The organism is Candidatus Zixiibacteriota bacterium (assembly GCA_019038695.1).
Classification (GTDB): Bacteria; Zixibacteria; MSB-5A5; order GN15; family FEB-12; genus B120-G9.
Map to the genome: position 1 here is coordinate 1 of JAHOYZ010000058.1, position 12459 is coordinate 12459.

Genomic DNA, 12459 nt, shown 5'->3' on the forward strand with positions numbered 1-12459 from the left:
TGTGACTGTCGAAATTCAATTCTCGATAAGGCATTAGGTGTCTCCTTTGTGGGTCGTTGAAAACTCTAGGATACACCTTTTGTCTTTTACACACTTCTAAAGATATTACCACGCTAGGACACCTCTTGTGCTGCAGTAGGATATGTAGTACTTTTATGACAAGGGAATTCATGTAGGATAGTGGATACTACGAGAATTATGAATCATAAACTCATTGTTATAGTTCTCCTGTTTCTGATAGCCCCGCCAATTTCTTCGTCCGGTAGGGATTTTCGGGAAATGATGAATTATGCCGACTCCCTGTCTGATTCTCTTTATCAGGATTCTGCTATTGCAACTGGAAAATTGGCATTAGATATGGCCATAGCTGAAGTTGGTCCTGAAGATACGGCTGTTGCCAGAATAATGCAGAGGATGGGTGATTTTCATTTCTTCAAACAGGAATACCGTGAAGTAGAATCTTATTATAAACGATCACTTACAATTCGTGAAAAAGCCATAGGACCTGATCATTCCAAAACGGCCGAGAGTATGGGGAATCTGGCTGTGCTGTATCGACGTCTGGGAAGATATGCTGAGGCAGAACCTCTGTATAGAAAGGCAATCGAAATCTGGGAGCGAGTCTACGGGGCTGACGACGACAATGTGGCTTTAGGTTGGAATAACATGGCGGCGTTGTGCTACTCTCAGGGTAGGTATGCGGATGCTGCAGAGTTTTTTCGTAAGGCCAGAGGCATCTTTGAAAGAACTTTCGGAGCGGATCACCATTACGTCGCCATGGCCAACAGCAACCTTGGCGTACTTTTCCGCGATCAGGGTAGATATGCAGAAGCCGAACCTCTACTGATTAGTACCTTGGCAGACTTTACCAGGATTCACGGACCGGATCACACCTGGACGGCTCACGCCATGAACGATCTGGCTCTATTGTTTCATCAGCAACGACGCTTCGATGAAGCCGAGCCGCTTTATCAGCGTGCCCTCGCGATTAGCGAAAACCGTTTTGGATCGGAGCATCCAATCCTGGCCAGACACCTGTTTCATCTAGCCAATCTTTACAGTGACCTGGGACAGTACGATCAGGCGGAGTCGCTATATCTACGGGCGTTGAAACTTAAGAAAATTGCCTATGACAGCTCCAGTATCCAGGTTGCTCGAATCGAACAACACTACTCCCGACTCCTGCGACGACAATGCGACAGCACGCGATCCCTGACAATGGCACGGCGGTGCGCCCACATTATGCAGCAGGGTTTTACCAACAATGCTTCGGCTTTGTCGGAAACAAACGCTCTCACATTTTCCGAATACTGTCGTAATGCCATGGATGACTTTGTGAGTACCTTTATTGACTTCGGCGCTGATGATTCCGGGTCGATAGAGTCGGCCGTAAGCATCATCCTGGCCGGAAAGGGGCGGGTATCGGATCAACTATTCGAGCGTCGTCGAGCACTTGCAATTGAGACCGACTCACTTACTCTGGCTTTGGCCGAAGACTTCAGAACGGCGCGATTTCGTCTATCGCAACTGTATGTTAATGGTCCCGGAGTGGATGCCGAGGGCTACCGGAGAAATGCGGAATCGATAACTGCAATGGCCAACGAACTGGAAATACGACTTCTGGATCACAGCCAAAGCTTCCAACACCAACAGAGCAATCGCAATATTACAGCCAAACGCCTGACTGATCGCCTTCCGCACAACTCGGTTCTGATAGAGTATCTCAAATATGACTACCTACCTCCGGAAGACGATGCTGCTATTCCACACTATCTGGCAGTGGTACTTTCCCGTGACACTGAACCGGCTGTTGTGGAAATGGGCGAGGCCGGGAGTATCGACTCCATAGTGGCATGTTATCGACAACACATGCAACGTGTGGCGGAGACGGGACTTCCATCGGAGACCGATCGGGAGGAATATTTCATTATTGCGAACGCGCTCTATCAAGCTATCTGGTTGCCAGTGGCCAAGCATCTGAAAGACAAAATGCTGGTTCTTGTCGCACCTGACGGTAATCTTAACCTCATTTCGTTTGCTGCTCTGCCCCATCCATCGGGATACTACCTGGCTGAGAAACAAGCCATTCATTATTTATCATCCGGCAGGGATATTATCCGTATGGAGTCTACTCCCCCGTCGGGTTCCGGTTTGTTCGCTTTGGGCGATCCTGACTTCGACGCACCTGCAGTTAACCGGGCATCCGTGATGCCTTCCGTGGACACGAGTGCGACAGTTGATCAAACCGAGTTTACATTACGAGGTTCTTCTAATAATATCTACCGGTTGCATGAGAAGAATGTCAGTCCGTTACCGCAAACACGTCGTGAAGTTAAGCGTATCGCAAAAAACTGGCGTGCCAATCTTACCGAACCGGCCACAGTCTGTCTTGGTTCTCAGGCGAGTGAGGAGCGGTTCAAGGCTGACGCCCCCGGCAACCGTGTTATTCATTTGGCTACGCATGGATTTTTCGTAAACAGTAATGACGATTCTAACAAGCAGCAACGAAATCCGGGAACAGAAACCGACTTCCTGAGCGAAAATCCGTTGTTGCAGTCGGGCTTATTTCTAGCCGGAGCCAACCTTCGTGGTCAGGGGTCGGTAACACTTGGGACTGAGGATGGTGTCCTGACGGCTCACGAGGTGACTTCGATGAATCTGTCAGGCACGGATCTCGTTGTTCTCTCGGCCTGCGAGTCGGCGCTGGGGGAAGTGCAGACGGGAGAAGGTGTCTATGGCCTTCGACGATCCTTCCAGATGGCGGGGGCGCGGACGGTAGTTAGTTCGTTGTGGTCCGTTCCGGACAAACAGACCGCGCAGGTGATGGAGGAACTTTACAAGTTGCTGGACCGACAAACCGGGCTTAGTCTGGCGACGCAGATGCAGCAACTTAGCATAGAACGACTGAAGGACTTACGACGGAAATCTCTCCCCGATCATCCGTTCTTGTGGGCGGCCTTCATCGTTACCGGTGACTGGCGTTGAGGGAGCAGGGGGAGGTTCAGCAAAACCACCTCTTTGTTGCCCTTGACAACCCGGCGTGTTTGTCAATTATTATATGAGCACACCTTATAAACAAAGTGAGGACATTATGAGTACTCGTTACGCGAAATTCTGGAGTTCTTTCGGATTCGTCATCATCCTATTGACAGGATCACTTACGTCGGCGAGCGAGCCGGTTGACTGGACCGGATTTTACGCTGGAGCTTTCGGTAGCTACCTGGCCGGGCACGTCACATCCAACGATCCGGCACATGAAGAGTCAACTGGGGATTATGATGACGACAGCCCGATGTTGGGTATTCAAGGCGGTTATCACAAACAGTTTGACAACGGCTGGGTGGCTGGATTCGAAATCATCCTGCCGCTGTATATCCAAAATGGAACCGCAGTCGATAAAGTCTGGTTTCCCGACAGTGTGACTTACGAGGCGAACTACCGTTATGCGGCGTTTGTGGGTGTCAAAGCTGGACGTCCCCACGGTAAGGCCTTGCCCTACGCCTTTGGTGCAGTCGGTATTGCTAATGTTGATGGTAAAACCTACAACGTCGATCTCGATGAGAACTACTCAGAGGGTTTTGAGCAAAGTGCCGTCGCGACCCATCTTGTCTTTCAACTCGGTGGCGGAGTTGACTACCAGGTGAATGATAAGATGTTCGCGGGTCTGCGGGTAGGCGCTTTCTTCGGGGGAAAAGCCGATCATACAATGCCCTGGAACGAGCCGGGACCAAACGAATTTGGCTTCAACGCGCTATTGGTTCAGATTAGTGGGGGGTACCGATTCTGACATAAGGGGCTTCTGACGTTTTGACATTCACTATATTTCGCTGCAATTAGGAGCGCTTATGATAGTCCTACCCTCACCTGTTCAGCACTACTCTGAATGACTGATGCTGGGTCAGTGTGTCGGCATCTTCGATGTCGCTTAAAGTGAGGAAATACTCACCGGGGCCGATTGATGCACCTATATAAGTGAAGCCCTGTTGATCGAAAACAGAGATGTGCTCCAGACTAGATACAATCGTGCTGTCGTTGGCTTGAGAGATTTGCAGGTTGTATAAGTGGTCATCTTCAGGATCGACAAATACTTTAGCCCGCAAGCGACTGGGATCGCTCGGGATTTCAAAGACAAGCTCGGAGCCGGCATTGCGCATCTGAAGAGGGAATTGAATATCAAGCATGGGCACATCGTGCCTTTCTGGATACTGGGAAATACCCAGCAGCATTACGATAGCCGCGGCGGCAGCCAACGCGCTCTGCCACATACCGGGGAAAAGCTTGGTAATCTTGGGGCGACTTGCTTCGGGGGGTTGCGCGGAAAGTGAATCGATTGACGTTATCAAGGGCGTCTCGTAGCCTGTGACCAAATCGTCCAACTCAGCCGGAAGGAGTTCGATCTTTTGAACAATCTCTCGACAAATAGCGCATTCGGCCAGGTGTTCTTTGATTCTCACCTGCTGTGTCTCGCCGAGTTTCTCCGGCGTGAAAACGTATCGGTCCAGCAAATCCGAGTTAACATGATCAGTCAGCGGATTGCCGATCTGATCAGCGGCCGCAGTCGCCAACAGCGCTAGTTCTTGTTGGTACATTTGCCGGCACTCGTCGCACCCTTTCAAGTGGGCTACCAATTCGGTCTTCTCTTCTTCGCCGATGCTACCGGCAAAGAATAGGGGCAAGGCCTCCTGAAACCGTTGACATTTATCGTTCATATTCATTGTCATAACCTCGTTTCGGTGTCCATTCGACCGTTACTAATGGAATTAGTCTCAAAACACCGGCGTTGGTTCTCATTTTTCGAACCTTTCTACCATTTTTCTTGCAGCCTGACGACACTCCCACATTTTACGTTTAACCGTCCCCTCCGTAAGTCTCAGTAACTCAGCAGCTTCCCGATATGTTCGTTTACCGAAAAAGATTGCCTGCCATAGTTTACGACACTCTCTGGGAAGAGCCAACAGCACCCTGGCTGCGGTTTGACGCTCCTCTTTGGAGATCAGGTCTTCCTCGCCGGTTGACCCCTGATCCACAAGCGTAACCTTCTCTACATCAACAACGTCAGCCATTCGCGAGGCCTTGTAGTTGTCGATACAAGTGTTACGCACGATGGCGTAGACATAGGTCTTGAACGATGCCTGTTGCCGATATTTTCCCTGTCTGAGGTTTTCTGTCACCTTTATAAAGCAATCCTGACAGACATCATCCAAACCGACCTGGTCGGTCCAACTCCATTTGATGGCAATGCGCCTGATTATCAACATCAGTTCGTCAAGGAACTGCTTATCATTCTTGCGAATGCGTCCTAGAAGTTCTTCTGCTGTGATGGTCATAACTGACTAAACATATCATTTTCAGCTCCAAAATCAAAAAAAAACGGCACTAACTCCGAACCATCTCCACCAAGTGCAGACTAAGAGACCAAACAAGGAGAAAGAAAATGAACAACGTTACACGAAACAATCAAACTCAAGTCACGACAGGAGAAAGAGTTATGAACACCAACCACACTCAGAAAAGGGATCGGGGGAGCCGTCCACGCAATCAGGCGACCCAAAAGGGGAGATTTGGAAATTCAACTACAACTACTAACACCCAAAGAAGGTACGCAATGAAAACTCAAAGAAACACAATTGGTTACAGTTCCGCATTATGGAGCTCGGCCGGAAGCCCGGCCAAATATAGAGCCGTCCTTACGGCGCTTTTCTTCGCAGCATTCATGCTGGTAGTCTCCGGCGTCCAGGCCGGTATAACCATTACCACTGAAGGCCCCGGTGCCGGTGATGGGGACACGATAATCTGTGGCCAGCCAGTCACCTTTAATGTCAATCTTCTAAACGATGCCGGCGAAGATTTGGTCGGTATAACCAACGGTTTCCGTATCTACTCACCCACCGGTGCCACTTGGCAAACACCAACTTACGATACGGCCGGGGGACTGGATAATTACTTCGATCTAGTACTATTACTGCAAGGATTCAGCGTGGACGGCTCAGGCGCGGATACTATTGCCCTGGGAGGTGCGTCCATGATGTCACCCAATCTCCCCAATGGTTACGACGATGTTATTCTGAGGATTAACACTCAAATGGCCCCCTCGTCTGATGGAGACACTATCTGTATCGACTCAAGCTTTTACCCGCCTGGCGGATCCTGGCGGTGGGCCACAACAACCGGTTCGGTAGAACCCGGTTGGGATGGACCGCACTGCTACAAGGTTGTACCTTCCGCCAGCATCTCCGGTATTAAATTCCACGACGAGAATGGTAACTCCGTCTGGGATGGGGGCGAAACACCGCTGGACAACGTGACCATAAAACTCCACGGCTCGTTAGACGCGGGAGGTACGGTTGACCTAACGACGGTAACCGACGCCCAGGGAGATTACTTGTTCTCCGGTTTATCACCGGGAGATTACTACGTGCTTGAGGAAGTCGAATCCTGGTGGGCAGCGCAGACCTATCCGCTCACGGTTTTCCACACTATCCTTGACGTGCAATGGGGGGACAATCTAACCGGCTATAACTTTGGCAACGATACTTTGTGTGAAGGCTCTACTTCTTTTGTGACCTGTCTTCATGGCACAGATGACAACTTCACCGGCCCCGAACCGTCTTACCAGAGTCCGGGGCTGATTGCCTTCTTAAGCCAGCAATACGACTACATTGACAACTTCGACGAGCCGGCCAACAACCAGCACTTTGGCCACACCTTCAATGGCTGTTGGGACGATAATTGCGTTGTTGTCGGCGCTACTCTTCGCATGAGCCTGCGGGCTACAGGAGGAGGGTCCGCCACTGATTGGATGTATCTTGGTGATTTCACTCAGGGCAGCCCCAACTGGAGAGTCTACTCGATATCACTAAACGATCTGGATGCATACAACGGCGGTGATGGAATCTGGGTCAACGGTGAAGAGATGATAGTAACGCTCGATCTTGAGAACCTGCCGCCGCGGGGCTGGTTACCGACCAATATACTCAGCACCCTCCAGAATGGCGATCTCGACATAATCTTCGGGGATGAAACCGAAGTTGATTACTTTGAGCTATCCGTCGAACTCTGCTGCCCAGACACCTGCTACGCCGACGGGGATGCCAACGGCGATGGCATTACACTGACTGTAGGTGATCTGGCTTACCTGACTGATTTCATCCACGGTAACGGTTTGGCGCCGGTACCGCTGTACAGCTGCGACCTCACCGGCGACGGCTATGTTAACCAGGCCGATATCGATCTGTACACTAATTACTTCATCTACGGCATGAGTGTTTTCACCAACGGTTATCCTGTCCCGTGCCCATGCGATCCCATTGCCGAGCCGGTGCCGGATACGATCAGTATCTTTGGTCTGGAGCACACCTCACTTGGAGGTACCTGCCTTGAGGAAGTTGGCGGGAAAATGGTCGTCACTCGTTTCATGAACAATCTTATACCTGAAGGGATTACCGTAGACATTCCTGACGCCATTTCGGCACCTTCCTCAATCACGTGGCAGGGGGAGATGAAAGACCCTGATTCGGACAGCTCTCTTGATCTGGGTGCATCCATACAAGTACAGTTCTCTGGTGTGATTGGCGGAGAGCCAGATCAGGATATGGGATATCTGAAAGCGACTAAGGTAGCTGATGAAGAATGGGAGTTAACTGCCGATTTCGGTGCAGACTACTACACTGTCGAGGCCTACAATGGCAGTGACCTTGTCTTCTCACAGGAAGGTATAGAAGCGCAAGATCTAAGCAACTCTCAGGACAAAAAATTTGTACCGAAGGTAAGGTGGCCATGGGATTGGGGAACTGGTGGTCACAACAGATTTGTGCGGAGACGTGAATGTGGAAGATGGAAAACATCCTCCGACCTTCTGGTGGATAAATATGAATACGGTAATAGCCCAGATTCCGGTATCTTCAACTGGGAGGATCAGGGCGTTTCTGACCTCACAATTACCCATATCATCATCATTCCAGAAGCTCCCAGCACTGATACTATACCGCTCTCATCTGTTTCTATAACTGTTCAGGATATCGATTCCATAACGATTGTCTCTGAATCAATCGGCTTTAATTACGGTGACGTGCTCGTTTCCAACCTCGGCAACGCCATGTTCGAAATCGATGACACGACCCTCATCGTCAGCAACATCGGCTCCAGCGGTGAAGATGGCATGCGTTGCGAACCGGAAGATGGTGATTATCCGGAGGATTTGATCTATCGTACCGAGGTCACCGTGGAGAATCCAGACTCAGACGGTTCCCTGCCGGTCGGTGGCGCGGTGACTTGCGTGAACAGTGTCGACTTCACTGAGGTCTATCGCCGGCGAATAGCCTGCACCATGACCAAGGCCGCAGCCAACACCTGGGATCTGTCCGTCGATTTTGCCGAGATCGGTCCGTTCACTATTCAGGCCTTCAACGGTGGAGCCCTGGAATTCACGGCAGAGGGCGTTTCCGACCCGAGCCTCGGATATATCGTGGAGTCCGCTAAAGGTGTTCACCCGGTTGGATTCAAAGGATCCTCCACCGGCAAACCAGCCGGTCGGGTGGCCTCTGTCGCCTTCGACTACACGCTGAATCCCGACGGCGTACAGTGGACCTGTGCGGCGCAGGGAGTCAATGACCTGCAGGTCGACCAGATCACTGTCACCACGGATACCCCTGATCCCGACATGGGAGGCATTGCCTCATTCTCAATGACCGGGATGAATCCGGCTAAATACGATATGTCCTTCACGATTCTCAACTTAGAGGTCATCGTTGGCTGTTGCATCGGTGATCGCGGCAATGTCGATGGTGATCCCGCCGATGAGATCAACATCGCTGATCTGACATATCTCGTCGCTTATCTCTTTACGGGAGGTCCCCCGCCTCCTTGCATGGAGGAAGCTGACGTAAACGGCGATGGCGAGATCAATATCGCCGATTTGACTTATCTCGTTGCCTACTTATTCACCGGTGGTCCTCCACCCGTGGTGTGTGGCTACAATCCCAAGGACGTTCCGGTAGGTAAGGTGACTCGCACTGATATCTCAATCAACGCAAACTACGAAAACGGCCAGACGATCATCTCTATCGAATCGCCAATTGATTTACGCGGCCTTCAGATTGAACTGGATGGCACTCAGTATAGCGAACCAATCTCGCTGGTTGGTGATGGTCTGGAAGTTGTCTCAGGTGTTGTGGCCGGAACCACCCGGATAGGTATTCTCGATCTTGATGGCCCAGCTTTCGTCAATAAGGGCGCTAGTGCCCTCGTGCGACTGGATGGTGAGTATGAGATCACCGATGCCCTCGTATCGGATATGAATCATACGACCTTTGCACCGAGCATCATTGCGGCCCAGAAAGAGGCGAACCTTCCGATGGAGTTCACTTTGGGTCAGAACTATCCGAATCCGTTCAACCCGACGACTGAGATCGGCTTCAACCTGCCCAACGCAGGACAGGTAAGCCTGGAGATATTCAATATCACCGGGCAGAAGGTTAGAAGTCTGGTTGACGGATATCGTGAAGCCGGAGTCCACACGGTGACCTGGGATGGAACCGGTAATCGTGGAAACAAGGTATCAAGCGGTGTCTACTTCTACCGTCTCCAGGCGGATGACTTCTCAGATACCAGGAAGATGGTTCTTCTTAAATAGCTCAATCCAATCATTTGGGTGATATGTACGGCCACTTCTCATCACGAGGAGTGGCCGTTTCCTTATCCCTTTTTATGTATAAACATGTCGACTTCGGTTGATACACTTGTATAGCGGTTACAGATTGTAATCAGGAGGTCATCAAAGTGACAATATTAGAACGTGATATCAGGCGAAAGTTTCGCGAAGTTTTGTTCTGAGTCTATCACGCGCGACTGGGATCAAATTAGACGCAACTCGCGCATTTTGCGCCATAGGGTTGTTCGACTGATGCCAAGAGCAAAGGCAACCCGTTTTCGGTCATTGGGATATCTCTCCAGCAATCGCTCAATCATATCACGCTCTTCATCCGGATCTTTCTCGGAGGACGTAAGTAGAGACTGGTTGGGAGGATAGATTTCAGGGGGGGAGGTCTTTGCGTTCGATTCTGGTAGACTTACACCTAAGAAACGCGTATTCGAGAGCACCGAACAGTTGGCGAACATTGCCCGGCCAGTCGTAACTTTCAAGCACGGTCAGTGCTCGGGTCGAAACCGAACTTATCCCTTTGCCGTATTTTTCTCGGAGGTCAGAGAGGCGATGTTCGATCAGCACCGAGATATCCTCCTTTCTTCGTCTCAGAGGGGGGACATCCATTCTGATGACATTCAGACGATAATACAAGTCCGACCGAAAACCACCGGATTGAATCATCTGAGCCAGGTCGATGTTCGTGGAGGCTATGATGCGCACATTCACTTTTTCCAACCGGTTGGAGCCGACCGGTTCATACTCCTGATTTTCCAGTACGCGCAGAAGTTTGGCCTGTAGCCCCGGTGACATTTCCTCGACCTCATCGAGGAAGATAGTACCCTTGTCGGCACTCTTGAATTTGCCGGGGTAATTGGCCACGGCTCCCGTAAAAGCGCCGCGAACATGTCCGAACAGTTCAGACTCCAGCAGCGACTCGGTCAATGCCGAGCAGTTGATCTTCACGAAGGGTTGGTTTGATCGCCGGGACAATCGTTGCACCGCCACAGCCATCAGTTCCTTGCCGGTGCCCGTCTCTCCCGTAATGAGAACCGGAGCATCGGTGGGAGCAGCCTCTTCGATCATGCTCATCATGTCTCGCATTGCCCGGTTCTTGGTTACAATGCGATGGTATTCCATGGCTCCGACAGCCTTCCTGTGAAGCGAAAGAGTCTCTGAGGCATTGGTGATAACGCCCAGAACCGAGCCAATCTCACCCTCGGCGTTATCGATCAAAATGATAGACTTATCATGCGGCAGTCTCTTGCCCTCAACCACCATAATCTGATGCGAGTTGATGACGTTCTGTTTGTGCTCCACGGCCCATGTGAGAGGACAATCAGTATCACACGATTCACCACAGATGGCATCCTTACAAGGCTGGCACATAAAAGAAGCCACTCTCGAATCAACGAGAGTGGCTTCATATGTTCCGTTATGATGCAGTGCTACTTCAGCAGAAGCATCTTCTTAGTTGCTACGAAACCATCAGCCTGCAGACGGTAGAAGTATACACCACTAGCAGTTCCGGTAGCGTTCCAGTTGACGCTGTGATAACCGGCGCTCATCGGTGCATCCACGACCGTACTGATTGTCTGCCCCATGATGTTGAAAATATCCAGTCTCACGTGCGATGCGTTCGGCAACGCGAAGCTGATTTGGGTAACAGGGTTGAACGGGTTGGGGTAGTTCTGGTCCAGACCGTACTCAGTTGGTAGTCCCTCGGGCTTGGCGCTTATGACCCCCTGAAAAGACATAGGTACAGGCACCACTATACAATCATTGAACCGTATATTGAGGCAATCAGCTGTGGAATTGACATCGGAGATATCGGCATCATAGGCAGCCAGAGAATCATCCGCATCAGGATGGTCACCCAGAGCCATGTTGGCAATCACCAGGAACTCATCAACCGAAAGACCAGCGAACTTGCCACAGGTATCCGGTATCTCGAAGCCGCCGAAGTTACCTCCATGATCAAACAACTCCGCGAATACGCCGTAGGCCGCATACTCTCGGTTCAAGGTCAGTGCCAGGATCTGGCCAGCCACCACAGTGTAGGCTTCGTCACCAGTTGGATCAATCCAGCTCTGAGCAAGTGCCCTTGGTTTGCTACCGGAAGGTAGATAATCCTCAACGGCACCGGCGTCGGTGAAGTGAGCTGTGTAGTAATCCGGATGACCGATAGTCACACCCACATTGCTCGGGAAGACGAAATCAAAGTAATGATTGCGAATACACCCGGGTTGAGTGGAAAGGAAATCGTCCCACTGTGCTGTCGGACATCTGTTACCCCAGCCACCCATAGTGAACGTGCAGAACTCACCGCAATCTTCGTTACTTAGCGTGACCTCACATTCGCTATAGCAGCCATTGATATCACTGGTGATTGTCACCGTGTAAAGACCAGAATCAGAAACCGTGACACACGAATCAGTGGATTCGTAGCTGTTAGGCCCGATCCATGAGAAACTATAAGGCGGCTTGCCTATCTCTATACTTGGATAAATGCAGAATGTGACCGATTCACCCTCGCAGACGGTGGTGTCTGTCGGCATAATAACGCATTCCGGATCTTCAATGTCCTCAGTGATCGCAGTATCACAGGTCGCGTCACAACCAGTCGCGTCTTCCGTCACGGTAATCGATACAGCAGTCGCAGCATCGTAACGGGCAGAGTCGGTACCCTGACCGCTGACCGGCTCGGGACTCCACTCATACGTTAGCGGCATAATAAGATCACCAATGTTGGTGACGACCACAGTGGCCCAAGCCAAAGTGCTGTCACAGGTCAACTCACCACCAGCACAGGTCAACTC

At 50.9% G+C, this 12459-nt stretch carries 8 protein-coding genes; 3 read left to right on the forward strand and 5 right to left on the reverse strand.

From position 1 onward, the window contains the following. Positions 1-198 precede the first annotated feature (198 nt). Both KOO62_13685 and KOO62_13690 read left to right on the forward strand, forming a co-directional pair. Positions 199-2985 carry a CHAT domain-containing protein gene (locus KOO62_13685; GenBank protein ID MBU8935033.1) on the forward strand — a complete coding sequence of 929 codons (2787 nt, stop codon included), beginning with the start codon at positions 199-201 and terminating at the stop codon, positions 2983-2985. 106 nt (positions 2986-3091) lie between these two features. Further along, complete coding sequence (locus KOO62_13690; protein MBU8935034.1) at positions 3092-3787, forward strand: outer membrane beta-barrel protein; 696 nt, start codon at positions 3092-3094, stop codon at positions 3785-3787. A gap of 73 nt (positions 3788-3860) precedes the next feature. Here the strand turns inward: KOO62_13690 and KOO62_13695 are convergent, their stop codons facing one another. Together KOO62_13695 and KOO62_13700 are read right to left on the reverse strand one after the other, a co-directional pair. Further along, a complete protein-coding gene (locus KOO62_13695; GenBank protein MBU8935035.1) occupies positions 3861-4709 on the reverse strand; it encodes a zf-HC2 domain-containing protein in 849 nt (282 codons plus the stop codon). A 78-nt stretch (positions 4710-4787) separates the two neighbouring features. Then, on the reverse strand, positions 4788-5327 hold the full coding sequence (locus tag KOO62_13700; GenBank protein ID MBU8935036.1) for a sigma-70 family RNA polymerase sigma factor: 540 nt from the start codon (positions 5325-5327) through the stop codon (positions 4788-4790). A 278-nt stretch (positions 5328-5605) separates the two neighbouring features. Here KOO62_13700 and KOO62_13705 point away from each other — a divergent pair, with 278 nt between their 5' ends. Beyond that, the gene (locus tag KOO62_13705) at positions 5606-9631 is read left to right on the forward strand and encodes a T9SS type A sorting domain-containing protein (protein ID MBU8935037.1); all 4026 of its coding nucleotides are present in this window, start codon (positions 5606-5608) and stop codon (positions 9629-9631) included. A 221-nt stretch (positions 9632-9852) separates the two neighbouring features. Here the strand turns inward: KOO62_13705 and KOO62_13710 are convergent, their stop codons facing one another. The 3 genes from KOO62_13710 to KOO62_13720 all read right to left on the reverse strand — a co-directional run. Then, the gene (locus KOO62_13710; GenBank protein MBU8935038.1) at positions 9853-9966 is read right to left on the reverse strand and encodes a hypothetical protein; all 114 of its coding nucleotides are present in this window, start codon (positions 9964-9966) and stop codon (positions 9853-9855) included. Between the two features lie 64 nt (positions 9967-10030). After that, positions 10031-11029 carry a sigma-54 dependent transcriptional regulator gene (locus KOO62_13715; protein ID MBU8935039.1) on the reverse strand — a complete coding sequence of 333 codons (999 nt, stop codon included), beginning with the start codon at positions 11027-11029 and terminating at the stop codon, positions 10031-10033. Between the two features lie 59 nt (positions 11030-11088). Next, positions 11089-12459: T9SS type A sorting domain-containing protein (locus tag KOO62_13720; protein ID MBU8935040.1), on the reverse strand; the 1371-nt coding region annotated here is incomplete at its 5' end.

Bases quoted from the DNA above. Each gene is read 5' to 3' on its own strand.
- KOO62_13685 (MBU8935033.1), top strand. From the start codon at position 199: ATGAATCATAAACTCATTGTTATAGTTCTCCTGTTTCTGATAGCCCCG.
- KOO62_13690 (MBU8935034.1), top strand. From the start codon at position 3,092: ATGAGTACTCGTTACGCGAAATTCTGGAGTTCTTTCGGATTCGTCATC.
- KOO62_13695 (MBU8935035.1), bottom strand. From the start codon at position 4,709: ATGAACGATAAATGTCAACGGTTTCAGGAGGCCTTGCCCCTATTCTTT.
- KOO62_13700 (MBU8935036.1), bottom strand. From the start codon at position 5,327: ATGACCATCACAGCAGAAGAACTTCTAGGACGCATTCGCAAGAATGAT.
- KOO62_13705 (MBU8935037.1), top strand. From the start codon at position 5,606: ATGAAAACTCAAAGAAACACAATTGGTTACAGTTCCGCATTATGGAGC.
- KOO62_13710 (MBU8935038.1), bottom strand. From the start codon at position 9,966: ATGATTGAGCGATTGCTGGAGAGATATCCCAATGACCGAAAACGGGTT.
- KOO62_13715 (MBU8935039.1), bottom strand. From the start codon at position 11,029: ATGTGCCAGCCTTGTAAGGATGCCATCTGTGGTGAATCGTGTGATACT.